Raw genomic sequence first — 15,080 nt, 5'->3', positions numbered from 1 at the left:
CCGTACGTAAACCCCTCCTCCCGCCCGCACAGGTAAAGGACCTCCCATGTTCGGCAGTTCCGCCAGATCACGTCGGCTGACCCTCGCGCTCGCCACCGCCACCGTCCTCGCCCTCGGGGCCACCGCCTGCGGCGGCACCACCAAGGACTCCGCATCCGACGACAGCGGCACCGCAGCCGCGGGCAAGGCCGACCCGAACGCGGAGACCAAGAAGGGCCTCACCGTCGCCTTCCTGCCCAAGCAGGTCAACAACCCGTACTTCACCAGCGCCGACAACGGCGGCAAGAAGGCGCTTCAGGAGCTCGGTTCGACCTACAAGGAGGTCGGCACGAGCAGCGGCACCGACACCGCCGGCCAGGTCAGTTACGTCAACACCCTCACCCAGCAGCAGGTCGACGCCATGGCCGTCTCCGCACAGGACCCGGGCGCCCTGTGCACCGCGCTCAAGCAGGCCATGAGCAACGGCGTCAGCGTCGTCACCTACGACTCCGACACCGACAAGGACTGCCGTCAGGTCTTCGTCTCCCCGGCCGGCGCCGAAGCTCTCGGCCGCACCCAGATCGAGCTGCTCTCCCAGCAGATCGGCGGCAAGGGCGAGATCGCGATCCTCTCCGCCGCCCAGACCGCGACGAACCAGAACACCTGGATCGACTACATGAAGGACGAGCTGAAGAAGCCCGCGTACAAGGACATCAAGCTTGTCAAGATCGCGTACGGGGACGACGACGCCCAGAAGTCGTTCCAGCAGACCCAGGGCCTGCTCCAGGAGTACCCGGACCTGAAGGGCATCGTCTCCCCCACCACCGTCGGCATCAAGGCCGCCGCCCAGTACCTGGCCGGGTCCAAGTACAAGGGCAAGGTCAAGCTCACCGGTCTCGGCACACCCAACGACATGCGCGCCTACGTGAAGAACGGCACGGTCGACGCGTTCGAGCTGTGGGACCCGGCCAAGCTCGGCTCCCTCGCCGCGCACGCCGCTGTCGCCCTCGAATCGGGCCGGATCACCGGCAGGAAGGGCGAGACCTTCACCGCCGGAGACCTGGGCAGCTTCACCCTAGGCGAGGACGGCGTCGTCTCCCCCGGCGAGCCGACGGTCTTCGACAAGTCCAACATCGACGAGTTCGACTTCTGACCCGTGCGACGGGCAGTGGGACCGGCCGGTGCCCTGCGCGGGCCCGGCCGGTGCCCGTACTACGGCTTGGGCTGCTCGAACGCGACCTGGTCGACCGTCCAGAAGGCGCTGTTGGTGCCCGTGTACCGGAAGCTGAGCTGCGCGGTCCCGGCCCCGGCCGGGACGTTCAGGTCCAGGCGCTCGAACGTGTTGGCGTTCGCCCGGTAGGACTTGACGAGCTGCGGCTCGCCGCCGTCGTAGGCGACGTACACATCGCCCGTCTGCGGCCCGTCGACGCGGTAGTTGGTGGCGTACGAGACGGTCGCCCCGGCCGCACCGTTGAGCCGGTGGACGGGGCTGACCAGTGTCGAGTCGAACTGGCCCTCGCCGTGCGCCTTGTCGTCCCACTCGTCGGAGTCGGCGACCGCGAAGACGTTCCTGGCACGCACATTGGTCTCGCGGCCCTGGCCGAGATCCGTGTTGGTCCAGAACTCGTCGGTCGCGAACGACCAGCCGCGCCACTCGGTGACACCGCCTGCCGGCATCTTCGAGTTGTCGATGGACCAGCCCTTGGGGGCGGTCGTCGTCCAGCCCGTGACTCCGGCCGGGGGCTTCGTCTCGTCGGCCGCGGGGCGCAGGGAGTCGCGCAGCTTGTCGAAGGAGTCCCGCTTCAGCTTGCTGAGGGCCGTGCCGTCGAGGTTCCACGCCGGGTCGGTGGCGACGCCGGTGTGGCGGAGCACGGTGGGCGCGATGTCGGTGATCTTGACGTCGTGACGGACCGAGCCGGGCTCGATGTCGTTGCCCGTGGCGATCACGAAGGTGCCGCGCTCGCCGGGAGAGTTGCCGCCGTGGCCGCCGGTCGGCGTGTGGCCGTGGTCGGAGGTGACGACGACGAGCCAGTCCTCCTGCGCGTACGTGGGCCGGGACGTGACCGCGTCGAGCAGCCGGCCGATCTGCGCGTCGGCCGTGCCCAGTGCCTTGAGGTACAGGTCGCTGCCTGTGCCGCTCGCGTGGCCGGCGCCGTCGACCTCGTCGAGGTGGACGAAGGTGCTGTCCGGGTTGCCGTTACGGAGGTAGTCCTCGGCCTTGGTGGTGGTGCCCGCGTCGTTGCCGCCGGCGATCCGCAGATCGGTCCTGGCGCCGAACACCTTCTGGGGAATGGGGCTCCAGGTGCCGACGACCAGCGTGGAGGTGGCGGGGTCCGCGGTCTCCAGGCGGGTGGCGTAGTCGGGGTACTGCGCGTAGTTGGGCGCGGTGAAGTTGTTGTCCCTCACATTGTGCTTGTCGGGCCACACTCCGGTGGCGATGCTCGACCAGGCGGCGCCGGAGACGGTCGGGGCCATGGGGTTGGCGAACAGGTTGCTCCGCGCCGTCAGGCCGTCGGCCATCAGCTTCCTGAGGTGCGGGACCTCGGCGCGGGCGAAGGCGTCGAACGCCGCGCCGTCGACGCCGATGACGAGCGTCTTGGCCTGCTTGGTGCCGGACGGCAGACCGGCGTACGCGGGGGCGTTGCCCTCTTCGGCGGCATGGGCCAGGGAGCCGAGGGGCAGAGCGACGGCCGCTACGACTGCGGCGGCCAGAACGGTACGCGCGGAACGGGGTACGGGCACGTGATCCTCCGGGTTCGGGGGGATTTCCGGATTGCCGGGCGGGATACCCGGCGTCCCGCACAGATTCGTGAACCGCGGTGATCGCGTGACGTCCCGTTGGGGATCAGTGCGTGAACCGTACCCAAATCTTGGACCAGACCCGTTACGCTTCCGTTACCTACATCGCGTCGGGGGTCTGCTCCGACCAGATGACCTTGCCCCGGTCCGTGTAGCGCGTCCCCCAGCGCGAGGAGAACTGCGCCACGAGGAACAGTCCGCGGCCACCCTCGTCGGTGGTCGCGGCGTACCGCAGATGCGGCGCGGTGCTGCTGCCGTCCGAGACCTCGCAGATCAGGGACCGCTCGTACAGCAGCCGGACGCGGATCGGCGGGCGTCCGTAACGGATGGCGTTGGTGACGAGTTCGCTGAGGATCAGCTCGGTGGTGAAGGCCTCCTCGTCGAACCCCCACGCCGACAGCTGCCGGGCAACTCCCTTGCGGACAACGGCAACCGCCGAGTCCTCGGGCTCCACGTCCCAGACGGCGACCCTCTCGGGGGCGAAGACGCGCGTTCCCGCGACCAGGACAGCGACGTCGTCCGCCGGGGAGGAGGTCAGCATCGCGTCGAGCAGCGCGGCACACGTCCGGTCGGGGGTTCGCACACCGCCGCCCAGGACGGCGCGCAACTGTTCCAGCCCGGCGCCGATATCGCGTTCCCTCGTCTCGACGAGCCCGTCCGTGAACAGGACGAGGCGGCTGCCCTCCGGTACGGGAAGGTCGACGGCCTCGTACGGCATGCCACCGATACCGAGCGGCAGGCCGGCCGGCACGTCGGGGAAGGCCGCTGTGCCGTCCGGCAGGACGAGGGCGGGTCCCGGATGCCCGGCCTTGGCGAGGGAGAAGCTGCCGCCGACCGGATCGTAGATCGCGTACAGGCAGGTGGCGCCGGTGATCCCCGCGTCACCGACGGAGTCCGGATCGTGGCTGTCCACCTGTACGACGAGTTCGTCGACACGGGCGAGCAGTTCGTCGGCGGGCAGGTCCATCATGGCGAAGTTCTGCACCGCCGTGCGCAGTCTGCCCATGGTGGCGGCGGCGTGCAGGCCGTGACCGACCACGTCGCCGACGACCAGCGCGACCCGTGCCCCGGGCAGCGGGATGACGTCGAACCAGTCGCCGCCGACACCTGCCGTGGCCGGAAGATAGCGGTACGCGACGTCGAGGGCGCTCTGCTCGGGCAGCCCGCGAGGCAGCAGGCTGCGCTGCAGGGTCACCGCCGTCTCGTGCTCGCGGGTGTAGCGGCGGGCGTTGTCGATGCAGACAGCGGCCCGGGCGGCGAGCTCCTCGCCGAACGACACGTCGTCGTCGTCGAAGGGCTCCGAGCCGTCCCGGCGCCAGAAGTTGACCATGCCGAGCACGACCCCTCGGGCGTGCAGCGGAACCGTCAGCAGCGATCGGTATCCGTTCCGCTCGATCCTTTCGACCTGTCCGGGCTCCACCTTGTGCCGGCCCAGCACCGTGGAATCGGCGATCGGCAGGGTGTGGCGCCTGGCGCCGCTCAGATACTCCGAAGCTGCGGGCAGTACGCCGACCAGCCGGCCGACCTCGTAGAACGGGGGGTCGGGGCCGGGGGCCGACACGGCGGTGCGCCGCATGTCGGCCGCCGTCCTCCCGGACGACGGGGGCTGGTCGCCGCGCAGTACGGGTTCCGCGAGGTCGACCGTGGCGGCGTCGGCGAACCGGGGAGTGGCCACCTCGGTCAGCTCCTCCGCGGTGCGCCGCACATCGAGGGTGGTGCCGATCCTGGCCCCCGCTTCGTAGAGGAGCAGCAGGCGCTCGCCCACCTCCTCGGCCCTGTCGGTCACCGCCCGCAGCTCCGTGGTGTCCCGCAGGGTGACGACGGTGCCGGAAGCGCCGTCGGCCGCGCCGGTGGGGCGGAGGTTGACGGCCAGCACCCGGTTTCCCGCCCGCCACACCTCGTCCGTGACCGTACGGCCGGAGGCGATGAGGGCGGTGACGTCGGCCGGGAGGCCGAGCTCCGTCACGGGACGGCCCTCGGTGCCGGCCGCGAGACCGAGGAGGCGGCGGGCCTCGTCGTTGACGAGCATCAGTCTGCCGTCGGCCCCGACGATGAGCACACCCTCCCTGACGGAGTGCAGTACGGCGTCGTGGTGCTCGTACATCCGCGTCATCTCGACGGGGCCGAGGCCATGCGTCTGGCGTGACAGCCGCCGGCTCACCAGGGCGGCTCCGCCCGCGGCGCAGAGGAGCGCGGCCGCCGCCGCGCCGAGGAACACCGGAACGTCGCGGTCGGCCAGGCGGTTCACGGTCTCGACGGTGATCCCCACGGACACGAGTCCGGCGACGGATCCGTCGTCCCGCAGGACGGGGACGACGGAGTTCACGGCGGGTCCCCGGCTCCCCGTGAAGGTCCGGGTGAAGGGGTGACCCGCAGCCGCCTCCTTGTACGGGCCGAGGATGTGCTTGCCGATCAGCGCGGGGTCGGGGTGCGTGTAGCGGAAGCCGTTTTTGTCGGACACGACGACGTACTCGACCCCGGTCTCCTTGCGCGTGGCCTCGGCCGGCGGCTGCAGTGCCGCTGTCGGATCCGGGCCTTCGAGTGCGGCGACGAGCCCCGGGGAGTAGGCGAACGCCTGCGCGATGGCGAGGGAGCGGCTCTCTGCGGACTCTCCGCTGTCGCGCCTGCCCTGGAGCACCAGTGACACGGCCGCGGCGGCGACGACCAGAACGACGAGGCCCAGCATCAGCGCGAAGACCCGGCCCGCGACCCCTCGTATGCCGAACAGGGAGCGTGAGCCCGACGGTCGGCCGGCGCGGCGGAGCCCGGCGAAGAACCGGCTGAACCCGTCCACGGCAACCATTTTAGGCGCGGCTCGGATTCGGCATGCCCGCCCGGTGCAACCGTCACCGGGCGGACACCGTGCAGACCTCTGGCGTCGGCCCGGCAGACCACGGCACCGTTGAACCTTGGACCACGAATTCGGCTTCAGTCATCCCCCCGAAGGACACGGCATGCAGTTCCACCCCTTGCCCCCTCTCTCCCGGCGCTCCGCGCGGCTCAGGCTCGTGGCCTCCACACTCGTCGCTCTCGCGGCCATCGGGGCGGTGACTCCCGCCGGCTCCGCGGCGGCCACCGAGAGCGGCATGCAGGGCCAGCGTCACGCGTTCGATCTGCAGGCCCATCGCGGAGGACTCGGGCTCGTCGTCGAGAGCACCCTCGCGTCGTTCTCCAACGCGCTCGAAACGGGGGTCAGCACACTGGAACTCGACGTGCAGATCACCAAGGACGGCAAGGCGGTCGTCACCCACGACCGCCGGATCGCCGCGACGAAATGCCGCGACACGGGCCCGGCCTTCGCGGGAGACCCCCAGTACCCGTACGTCGGCAAGTACATCGTCGGCCTCACACTCGCCCAGGTACGGACACTGGACTGCGGCTCCCAGACCCTTCCCCAGTTCCCGGGACAGCGTCCGAGCCCCGGCGCGAAGATGCCGCTGCTGTCCGAGGTCTTCGGCCTCGTCGAGCGGTACAAGGCCCACAAGGTCACGATGAACGTCGAGACGAAGGTCGAGGCCGGTGCTCCGCACGAGACCGCCCCGCGCGAGCAGTTCGTCCAGGTCGTGGCCGACGAGGTGCGCAAGGCCGGTGTTCTCGGTCAGGTGACCGTCCAGAGCTTCGACTGGGGCGCGCTCATGCGCATGCGGCAGGTCGAACCGCGGCTGCCGATCGTGGCCCTGACCAACGGACAGCAGTTCCTGCAGGCCGGTATGGAAGGCAAGTCGCCCTGGCTGGGCGGGCTGGACATCGACGACTTCGGCGGCGACCTCGTGGCCGCCACCAAGTCCTTCGACGCGGACGCCGTCTCACCCGTTCACGGCAGCCCCCAGGGCGGCACGGTGAACGACCCGGGCTATCAGCCGTACGTGACCAGGGCGATGGTGGCCAAGGCACACGCGGCCGGGATGAAGGTGATCCCGTGGACGGTCGACGACACCGCCACCATGAACAAGCTGATCGACGACGGGGTCGACGGCATCATCACCGACTATCCCGACCGGCTGCGCACCGTGATGACCGAGCGCGGCTTCAAGCTCCCGAAGGCGTACCGCGCCCCTCGGTCCTGACGCCGGGGGAAACCACCCTGTTCCGCGCCCGACGAGCATTCGCTGTGCCATTGGTACAGTCGAGATACGTTTCGCCGAGCCAGGAAGAGGCCAACGGGTCATGGGTGTGGATACTCTCGACACCCGCATTCTGCGCCTGCTGATCGAGCAGCCGCACACCAGCGTGCGGGAGTACGCGCGCATCCTGGGGATCGCACGCGGCACGCTCCAGGCGCGGCTCGACCGCCTGGAGCGCGACGGCGTGATCACCGGTACGGGACCCGCCCTCTCCCCCGCCGCCCTCGGCCACCCCGTGCTCGCCTTCGTCCACCTGGAGGTCACCCAGGGGCACCTGGACGAGGTGGGCGAGGCCCTCGCCGCCGTCCCGGAGATCATCGAGGCGTTCTCGACGACGGGCGGCGGCGATCTGCTGACCCGGGTCGTCGCCCGGGACAACGGGCATCTGGAGGATCTGATCCAGCAGCTCATCCAGCTCCCGGGCGTGGTCAGGACCCGTACGGAGGTGGCGCTGCGCGAGCGCGTGGCGCACCGGGTGCTGCCCCTGGTCGAAGCGGTGGGACGGACGGCCGGCGGCGCGGACTGATCGTCCGCCCGGCATGCTGGGAGCCATGAGTTCAACGCACACCCAGGTCCCCCGGGTCATTTTCGATCTCGACGGCACACTCGTGGACAGCGAGCCCAACTACTACGAGGCGGGCCGCCGCCTCCTCGCCCGGTACGGGGTGGCGGATTTCAGCTGGGAGCACCACACCCGCTTCATCGGGATCGGCACCCGGGAGACGCTGACCGCGCTGCGCGCCGAGTACGGGATCACGGCGTCGGTCGACGAACTGCTGGCCGGCAAGAACGCCCTCTATCTCGAACTGGCCGGTTCCTCCACCGAGGTCTACCCCGAGATGCGCGGGCTCGTGGAGCGCCTGCACGGTGCGGGTGTCCCGATGGCCGTGGCCTCGGGTTCGTCCCGGAAGGCGATCGGGGCCGTTCTCGCCGTCACCGGCCTGGCCGCGTACATCCCCCTGTACGTCTCCGCCGAGGAGGTCCCGCACGGCAAACCGGAGCCCGACGTGTTCCTGGAGACCGCGCGGCGCCTGGGCGCCGAACCGGCCGACTGTGTCGTCCTGGAGGACGCGGCTCCGGGCGCGGCGGCTGCGCGCGCGGCGGGGATGCGCTGTCTGGCGGTCCCCTATGTGACCGCCACGGCGGGTGACCCGGCGTTCCTGGCGGCGGATCTGCTCTTCGCGGGCGGGCAGGGCGAGTTCACGGCCGAGGCCGCCTATGGGTGGCTGCTCCGGGCGGGCGGCCCCGGGAACTCCGTACCGAATGGCTGATTGCCGCCCCCACCAGCGCTTCCCGTCCACGGGCAGCGGTCACCGGTGCCAACTGCGTTCCCGCAGGCCGATATCCTTGCCCGTCGAAGCAGGCCACAGTTCGAGATTGGTGCACAGGTGCTGGTAGCTGATCGGTACCGGTTGATATCCCCTATCGGCCGCGGTGGCATGGGCGAGGTGTGGCGTGCGACGGACGAGGTGCTCGGCCGGGCCGTCGCCGTGAAACTCCTGCTGGGCGACCGCGACGACGTGTCGTCGGCAGCCCGGTTCCGTCTGGAGGCGCAGACCGCGGCGCGGCTGAGCCACCCTCACCTGGTGGCCGTGTTCGACTTCGGGGCGTGGGAGGACCGCTTCTATCTCGTGATGGAGCTGGTCGAGGGCCGGAGCCTCAGTGATCTGCTCGCGGCCCAGGAGACGGTCCATCCGGAGCAGGTGGCCCGGATCGCGGGCGAGGCGGCCGCCGGTCTGGCCGCCGCCCACCGACAGGGTGTCGTCCACCGCGACATCAAGCCGGGAAATCTGATGCTGGACTCCGAAGGGTCGGTCAAAATTGGCGACTTCGGGATCGCCCAGTTCGTCGACGATCCCGCCACGGCGCTGACCACCGCAGGACAGATCGTGGGCACCAGCCTCTATCTGGCCCCGGAGCGCGCGCTCGGCCGTACGGCCGACTCGGCCTCGGACATGTACTCCCTCGGCTGTGTGATCTACCAACTCCTCGTCGGCCACCCGCCGTTCCGTTCCGATACGGCGACCGCGACGCTCTATCAGCATGTGGACACCCCTCCCGTGCCGCTGCGGCAGCGGGGCGTGGACATCTCCGCCGCGTTCGACACGTATCTGCTGAGCCTGCTCGCCAAGCAGCCCGAGGAACGGCCCGGAGCCCAGCAGGTGTCCGACTGGTTCCGCACCGACGCCTGGCGCGGGCGTCCGGAGCCCTTGCCGCCGCACGCAGCCCCCGCAGGTCGGGTACACGCGCCCCCGCCTCCCCCGGCGCGGGGGCCGCTCACCTCTCCGATGGCCACCGGTGCGCAGTGGACCGGGACCGGGCCCGACACCGCGGGCGGTTCCGCGGGTCCCACGACGTACCGGCTGCCGCAGGCGACCGGCCGAAGACGTGCACCCGCGCCCGCCCGCGGACGCAGCACCCGTGAGGCGATCCGGCGAAGGCCGCGGGTGGCCAGCGCCATCGCCGGGACGGCCGCCTTCATCGCCGCCGTCTACCTGGGGATGGTCCTGTTCGCCCCGGACCCCAGCTCGGCGGATACGCCGGCCACCGACCCCACCGGGACGACCGGGCCGGTGACGCCGTCCGAGGACGCACCCACCCAGGAAACCGTGCCGCAGGAGAGCTACTCCACCGACGGCTCGCAGGGCGAGGGCCAGCAGGACCACCAGAAGGACAGGAAGCAGAGGGACGAGGAACAGGACGACGACTGACGCCCGTCACGGCCCGGTTGGTTCATTCGCCACAACCGATTGCCGGGCATGCGCGTCATATCAGGCAGACCGCCCGTCCGCGGTGGATGCTGGTCGGGCCGATGCCGACGAACGGGGAAATCCGATGCGTATCCGTCCTGCTCTCGCCGCTTCATCCGCGGCCGTCCTCGCCCTGCTGGCCACGTCCGCCGCTCCGGCGGCTGCCGCGCCCGGTCCCGCCATGTGCGCGGAGAGTGCTCTCAGGGTGGCAGCCGCCGCCTCGCCCGACGTCGCGGACGTGGTGCGGATCAGCGTCACCAACCAGGGCGCGCGCCCCTGCGTCGTCGACCGGATTCCCACCGTGGTCTTCGGCGACCTTGACGGACCGGCGCTGCCGGTGCCGGACACCGAGAGCGCCCCGTACCGGCTGGGAGCGGGCAGGTCCGCGTACGCGGCCGTCCGCACCCTGGACCCCGCTTCGACGGAGCTGCGGCTGGTGGACCAGGTGACCGTCGCCGGGCATCCCGCGCACCGCGGGCGGACGTTCGACGCCGCTTCCCTCGGGATGCCGGACGGAATCCGCGTCTTCGAACCCGTCACCACGTGGTGGCACACCACACGGGCCGAGGCCGACGCGGTGCTCGCCGAGCACACCGGCTGATACGGAGTCCCGCCACCGGTTCACCACGGTGCGGTCCACCGCCCCGGGCCGCACAGTGGAAGAAGCAACCGCGGGCGGGAGGACCTGGCATGAACACCGACGGCGCACGGCAGACCGGTACGGGTCCGCAGCAGCACGGGAACGACGCGGCGACGGCCGGCGCACCCAGGTTCGTGGTGCAGATCCACGACGCCCGCCGCATGCACTTCGACTTCCGGCTCGAGGTCGGCGGCGTACTGAAATCCTGGGCTGTCCCGCGGGGCCCCTCGGACAATCCGCGGGACAGGCGGCTGGCCGTACCCACGCAGGACCATCCCCTGGAGTACCGCGAGTTCGAGGGCGTCATTCCGCAGGACGAGCAGGGGGGCGGCACGGTCATCGTCTGGGACCAGGGCACCTACCGGCCGCTCAGCCATGACGAGCAGGGCACGCCCGTCTCGTTCGAAGAGGCCCTGGAGCGCGGTCACGCGACGTTCTGGCTCGACGGTGCCAAACTGCGCGGCGAATTCGCCCTCACCCGCCTGCGGGTGGGCGACGAGGTGCCGGGGGCGGGCCAGGTGGCGTGGATGCTGATCAAGGCGAACGACCACAAGGCCGTCCACGACAGGCCCGGCACCCCCAACCCGTACCACGCGAGGTCGGCCCGTACCGGGCGCACACTGCACCAGGTCGAGGCCGCGGAGCGCGAGCACAGCAGCTGACGCGCCGGGCTGCGGGTCAGGTGACCGCCGAGACCGTGCCGACCCGGAAGACAGCAGTGGAGGCGCGGCGCACGAGTGGCCCGGACCGGTGCCTTCGGGCAGCATGGTCGCGAGGACCGGCCGCGCTTCGCGCATGCCGTGCTGGGCATCGGCCGGGACACTCACTCACAAGTCCATGGCGGGAGCCCGACGACAGGCAGCCACGCGCCCGGCCCGCGCCCGCAGGTGCCGCACCAGCCGCACCCGGGCGCCCACGAGGGCCGGGCAAGCGTCGCGCCGGTCCGCTCTGGAGGTGTACGCACCGTGATCGGCTCGCATCCACAGCAGGAGGCTCCGCGGCGGAGGTCTCCGCAGCAGAGGTCGACAACGGACGCCTCGGGCCTCGGGGCGCCGTGCTGGGCAAGTCTCGCCACGCGTGATCTGGCCTCGTCGCAGGAGTTCTACGGGGCCGTTCTGGCATGGACCTTCCGCGACACGGACCTGGGCGACGAGTTCAGTGTGGCCCTCACCGACGGCGTGCCGACGGCCGGAGTGGCGGAGCTGACGGACTCCCTGCACCTCGCGAACGACTGGACCCCGTACTTCGCCGTCCCGGACGCCGATGTGGCCGCCGCGCGGATCCGGGAACGCATGGGCACGGTCGCGGTCGGGCCGATCGACTTCCCCATCGGCCGGGCGGCGGTCGCGGCCGATCGCGAGGGTGCGCGGTTCGGGGTCTGGCAGGGGCGCCTCGTGGCCGACTGGGAGGCCTGGCGGCAGCACCGCCCCTGGTGGCTGGACCTGACGACCCCCAACCCGTTCGAGGCCGCGCTGTTCTACGGCGAGATCCTCGACTGGGCATCGGAGCGTCCCGGCTGCTGCGAAGTCGGTTACGAGCACGACGACGTGGTGCTGCGCGACGACGGCCGTGTCGCCGCCCTGATCACGGCGGGCGCCGAGAACACGGAGGCCGTCCCGGGGCGCGGGCCGCGCTGGAACATCCATTTCCCGGTGCAGGACGTGGAGGCGGCGATGGCGACGGCGGTCCGGTACGGCGGCCTGGTCGTCGAACGCCGGATCTCGGCCCTGGAGGACGGCGCCACGCTCCGCGACCCCGGCGGAGCCGTCTTCTGCATCGCATCGGCGGCCGGTCCTCCACCGGCACAGGGAGGCGCGGAGTGGCCGTGAGCACGCCTGACCACGGAGAGTGAGGGTACGGGGTGCAGTCCGCACAGGAGGCTGGTTCTCTGGCACTGTCCGCTCCCCTTGAACCCAGGAGTGATCATGAGCGCCACGTCCGGCCCCAGGGGCCGCGTCCAGCAAATGCGCCAGAAGGCAAGCGAGTTGAGCCAGGCCGCTGAGCGCACCACCGATCCCGAGCACCGTCTGCGCCTCCAGCAGAAGGCCCAGCGGCTCATCGCCCAGAGCGAGCAGGACGGCGACGGGATGGACGGCGGTACCGGCGGACGGTGACAGCCCCGCCTGCCGGGCCCGGGCGGGTGCACTGCTCCCCGTCCGGGCCACAGGCGTTGCGGGCGCCGATCGGGGAACAGCGGAACCGGCAGCCGGTCTTCTGCGTGATGATGGACAGAAGAGTCATCGCCGCAGCAGACATCAGCCGGCGCCCGTGTGACGAGCCGGCTCGAAAGGGGCGGCCGTCATGCACACCTCTGGAACGAAGAGACCGGCCGCTGCCTCGTTCGCCGTCCTCGCGCTCCTCGTCGGGGCGGCATGCGGCTGCCAGAGCACAGGGGAAACGAGCCCTTCTCCCGACAGCCCGGTCGCGCCGACATCCGCATCCGCGGAGCGCGCCGACGTGCTCGCCGTGAAGATCGACAACGTTGCTCCTGCCCGGCCGCCGACCGGACTGGAGAACGCCGACCTCGTCTACGTGGAGCAGGTGGAGGCGGGGCTCAGCCGCATACTCGCCGTCTACTCCTCCGACGTGCCGTCCGTGATCGGCCCCGTACGGAGCGCCCGCGAGACGGATCTGGAACTGCTCCGGCAGTTCGACCGGCCCACCCTCGCGTACTCCGGTGCCCAGTCGGCGCTGACGCCGTCGATCGAGGCGGCTCCGCTCGACGCGCTGCCGCCGTCAAAGGCACCGAACGCCTACTTCAGGAGCCAGGACAGGCCGGCACCGCACAATCTGTATCTGCGCCCCGGAGACATCCCGCACGAATCCTCCGAGATCAACGCGGCCGAGGACATCGGCATGCGCTTCGCCACCGCACCGGCCGGCGGGAAGCCGACCGACAGCCGCACGGTGAGCTACCCGGCGGCGCGGTTCACCTTCTCCTGGTCGCCGGAGCAGAAGGAATGGCTGGTCGGCATGGACGGCAAGCCGTCCCGTACGGCCTCCGGGGAACGACTGGGAGCGGCCACCGTGGTCCTCCAGGACGTGACCCTGGGTCCGTCCCGCTTCCGGGACCGGTGGGGGAACACCTCGCCCTTCACCGAGACCGTGGGGTCCGGCTCGGCGCTCGTACTGCGCGACGGCAAGTCCTACGACGTCACGTTGGAGCGGGACGGCGCCGCGTCGGCGACGGACTTCACCACCGAGGACGGCAAGGCGATGACATTCGCGCGCGGCCAGGTCTGGGTCGTGCTGGTTCCCGAGTGACGCGGCAGCCGGGTGAAGGCCCCGCGTCGGTACGGGAGTTCAGCGCCAGGGATCGCGTTCGACCTGCTCGACCGTTTCGAGGACGACCTCTCCGGTGCTGAGATCGGCACCGGCCGCGGGGCGCACCCGGGCTCCCGGCCACACCAGTTGGGGCGCCGTTCCAATGATGCGGCAACGGAACATGAAGCCCTCGGGGAACCGGACCAGGGATTCGTTGCGCGCGTACTCGGTGTAGCGGTGCACCACCGTCGACCGCACCACGACCCCGTGCCCCTCGCTCAACTCCGCTTCCAGGTCGCTCGACTGGCATACGGGGCACAAGAGCCTCCGGAAGGAGGCCGTGCCGCACCAACGACAACGCTGGTAGATGAGACCGGTTCTCTCACGCACCGCCGTAGCGGTGCCGCTTCCTGGCTGGGACACGTCTCGACCCCCTGCACTCGGCTGCTGGGCGTCGCACCATCGCGCGACGCTCACGCACCATATGGCACTGAGTGCCTGGCGGTAAAGGTACTCAGTGCCTATTTCTGCTCCGACTGCCCCATGGCCGCCTCGATCCGCTGCACGACGCGCCACATCGGGGCCGACCTGGAGGCCACCATGACGATCACGTCCTCGCCCGCCTCCACGGTGAAATCCCCGCCCGAGCGCCCGCCCCGGCCCTGCGGCGGCTCCGCATCGGCGCCCCTGTCCGCGACGGGTCCACCGTCCGCGCTCCCCCACACCTCGCGCACGAGCCCGAGGGCCTCGTCGACGGCCGCCTCGGCATCGCCCACTCCGCCCGAACGCAGCCATGAACGCAGAGCGTTGTTGTGCGCGGCCACCACCGCGGCGGCCACCACCTCGGCGCGCAGCCCGCCGTCGGGAGCCTCCGCCCAGCGCCAGCGCAGATAGCCGGCGAGCGTGCCCTCGTACCGGCGCACCACCGACAGCTCGTAGGTGCGCAGACCCGGCACCTCCTGCGTCAGCCCGTAGCGCTGTACGGAGAACTCGGGGTTCGCCGCGTACATCCGCATCACGAGCCTGGCCGCGTCGCACACCGCGCCGACCGGATCGGGGCCGTCGCGACCGTCCAGCAGGGCGGTCATATCGGCCAGGCACCGCTCGTGATCGGGGAAGACCGCGTCCTCCTTCGACGGGAAGTACCGGAAGAACGAACGGCGCCCCACACCCGCCCGCGCCACGATGTCGTCCACCGTGGTCCGCTCGTAGCCGCGCTCCAGGAAGAGCTGGAAAGCCGCTTCGGCAAGCGCCTCCCGCATGGGCACCTTCACGGGGGAACCCCCGGATGCCGGGCCGGCTGCCGCCCTGCGTCCTCTGCGCGCTTCAGTCATGCCGGGAACGTAACACCGGAATGCACCGATTGGCACTACGTACCTTGCGAGAGGGTACTGAGTGCCATATTGTCGTGACAACGAATCGCATCAGCTAGGAGAGCCGGCGTGAGCTTGAGGATCGTTGTCTGTGTGAAGTATGTGCCCGACGCGACTGGTGATCGGCATTTCGCTGATGACTTGACGGTGG

General features: G+C 70.7%; 14 protein-coding genes and 1 pseudogene. 11 read left to right on the top strand and 4 right to left on the bottom strand.

Features of this window, described 5'->3' with window-relative positions; genetic code table 11:
* Positions 1-46 precede the first annotated feature (46 nt).
* Positions 47-1,132 (top strand): rhamnose ABC transporter substrate-binding protein, encoded by a 1,086-nt coding sequence (gene rhaS, locus ACWGO0_RS28185; RefSeq protein WP_453540903.1) that lies wholly within the window; start codon positions 47-49, stop codon positions 1,130-1,132.
* Between the two features lie 59 nt (positions 1,133-1,191).
* Here the strand turns inward: rhaS and ACWGO0_RS28180 are convergent, their stop codons facing one another.
* A complete protein-coding gene (locus ACWGO0_RS28180) occupies positions 1,192-2,721 on the bottom strand; it encodes an alkaline phosphatase family protein (RefSeq protein WP_453540900.1) in 1,530 nt (509 codons plus the stop codon).
* A 157-nt stretch (positions 2,722-2,878) separates the two neighbouring features.
* Positions 2,879-5,581 (bottom strand): SpoIIE family protein phosphatase, encoded by a 2,703-nt coding sequence (locus tag ACWGO0_RS28175; RefSeq protein WP_453540897.1) that lies wholly within the window; start codon positions 5,579-5,581, stop codon positions 2,879-2,881.
* Between the two features lie 151 nt (positions 5,582-5,732).
* On the opposite strand from ACWGO0_RS28175, the gene ACWGO0_RS28170 reads away from it, so the two are divergent.
* From ACWGO0_RS28170 to ACWGO0_RS28130, 9 genes are all read left to right on the top strand, one after another.
* Positions 5,733-6,845 (top strand): glycerophosphodiester phosphodiesterase, encoded by a 1,113-nt coding sequence (locus ACWGO0_RS28170; protein WP_453540894.1) that lies wholly within the window; start codon positions 5,733-5,735, stop codon positions 6,843-6,845.
* Between the two features lie 100 nt (positions 6,846-6,945).
* Positions 6,946-7,428, top strand: coding sequence for an Lrp/AsnC family transcriptional regulator (locus ACWGO0_RS28165; protein ID WP_453540891.1), 483 nt, complete (start codon positions 6,946-6,948; stop codon positions 7,426-7,428).
* Positions 7,429-7,453: 25 nt separating this feature from the next.
* On the top strand, positions 7,454-8,173 hold the full coding sequence (locus ACWGO0_RS28160; RefSeq protein WP_453540888.1) for an HAD family hydrolase: 720 nt from the start codon (positions 7,454-7,456) through the stop codon (positions 8,171-8,173).
* Between the two features lie 168 nt (positions 8,174-8,341).
* Positions 8,342-9,613: a protein kinase domain-containing protein gene (locus ACWGO0_RS28155; RefSeq protein WP_453540885.1), complete on the top strand. Its 1,272-nt coding sequence runs from the start codon at positions 8,342-8,344 to the stop codon at positions 9,611-9,613.
* Between the two features lie 124 nt (positions 9,614-9,737).
* On the top strand, positions 9,738-10,253 hold the full coding sequence (locus ACWGO0_RS28150) for a DUF4232 domain-containing protein (protein WP_453540882.1): 516 nt from the start codon (positions 9,738-9,740) through the stop codon (positions 10,251-10,253).
* An 89-nt stretch (positions 10,254-10,342) separates the two neighbouring features.
* The gene (locus ACWGO0_RS28145) at positions 10,343-10,954 is read left to right on the top strand and encodes a DNA polymerase ligase N-terminal domain-containing protein (RefSeq protein ID WP_453540879.1); all 612 of its coding nucleotides are present in this window, start codon (positions 10,343-10,345) and stop codon (positions 10,952-10,954) included.
* A gap of 303 nt (positions 10,955-11,257) precedes the next feature.
* Positions 11,258-12,121, top strand: a complete 864-nt coding sequence (locus ACWGO0_RS28140) for a VOC family protein (RefSeq protein ID WP_453540876.1) — start codon at positions 11,258-11,260, stop codon at positions 12,119-12,121.
* Positions 12,122-12,217: 96 nt separating this feature from the next.
* Positions 12,218-12,406: a DUF6381 family protein gene (locus tag ACWGO0_RS28135; protein ID WP_453540873.1), complete on the top strand. Its 189-nt coding sequence runs from the start codon at positions 12,218-12,220 to the stop codon at positions 12,404-12,406.
* A gap of 187 nt (positions 12,407-12,593) precedes the next feature.
* Positions 12,594-13,556: a DUF3048 domain-containing protein gene (locus tag ACWGO0_RS28130; RefSeq protein ID WP_453540870.1), complete on the top strand. Its 963-nt coding sequence runs from the start codon at positions 12,594-12,596 to the stop codon at positions 13,554-13,556.
* 39 nt (positions 13,557-13,595) lie between these two features.
* Here the strand turns inward: ACWGO0_RS28130 and ACWGO0_RS28125 are convergent, their stop codons facing one another.
* Positions 13,596-13,979: a Zn-ribbon domain-containing OB-fold protein gene (locus ACWGO0_RS28125; protein WP_453540867.1), complete on the bottom strand. Its 384-nt coding sequence runs from the start codon at positions 13,977-13,979 to the stop codon at positions 13,596-13,598.
* Between the two features lie 98 nt (positions 13,980-14,077).
* On the bottom strand, positions 14,078-14,890 hold the full coding sequence (locus ACWGO0_RS28120) for a TetR family transcriptional regulator (protein WP_453540864.1): 813 nt from the start codon (positions 14,888-14,890) through the stop codon (positions 14,078-14,080).
* A 108-nt stretch (positions 14,891-14,998) separates the two neighbouring features.
* On the opposite strand from ACWGO0_RS28120, the pseudogene ACWGO0_RS28115 reads away from it, so the two are divergent.
* Positions 14,999-15,080, top strand: a pseudogene (locus tag ACWGO0_RS28115) (electron transfer flavoprotein subunit beta); the annotation flags it as partial.

It is taken from the genome of Streptomyces sp. NPDC055749, assembly GCF_053617235.1.
The sequence above is the reverse complement of the archived record's forward strand: the minus strand, read 5'-3'. Positions and strand labels throughout refer to the sequence as shown.

Coding starts and splice junctions, on each gene's coding strand:
- rhaS (WP_453540903.1), top strand. CDS start 47: ATGTTCGGCAGTTCCGCCAGATCACGTCGGCTGACCCTCGCGCTCGCC.
- ACWGO0_RS28175 (WP_453540897.1), bottom strand. CDS start 5,581: ATGGTTGCCGTGGACGGGTTCAGCCGGTTCTTCGCCGGGCTCCGCCGC.
- ACWGO0_RS28170 (WP_453540894.1), top strand. CDS start 5,733: ATGCAGTTCCACCCCTTGCCCCCTCTCTCCCGGCGCTCCGCGCGGCTC.
- ACWGO0_RS28165 (WP_453540891.1), top strand. CDS start 6,946: ATGGGTGTGGATACTCTCGACACCCGCATTCTGCGCCTGCTGATCGAG.
- ACWGO0_RS28160 (WP_453540888.1), top strand. CDS start 7,454: ATGAGTTCAACGCACACCCAGGTCCCCCGGGTCATTTTCGATCTCGAC.
- ACWGO0_RS28155 (WP_453540885.1), top strand. CDS start 8,342: ATGGGCGAGGTGTGGCGTGCGACGGACGAGGTGCTCGGCCGGGCCGTC.
- ACWGO0_RS28150 (WP_453540882.1), top strand. CDS start 9,738: ATGCGTATCCGTCCTGCTCTCGCCGCTTCATCCGCGGCCGTCCTCGCC.
- ACWGO0_RS28145 (WP_453540879.1), top strand. CDS start 10,343: ATGAACACCGACGGCGCACGGCAGACCGGTACGGGTCCGCAGCAGCAC.
- ACWGO0_RS28135 (WP_453540873.1), top strand. CDS start 12,218: ATGAGCGCCACGTCCGGCCCCAGGGGCCGCGTCCAGCAAATGCGCCAG.
- ACWGO0_RS28130 (WP_453540870.1), top strand. CDS start 12,594: ATGCACACCTCTGGAACGAAGAGACCGGCCGCTGCCTCGTTCGCCGTC.
- ACWGO0_RS28120 (WP_453540864.1), bottom strand. CDS start 14,890: ATGACTGAAGCGCGCAGAGGACGCAGGGCGGCAGCCGGCCCGGCATCC.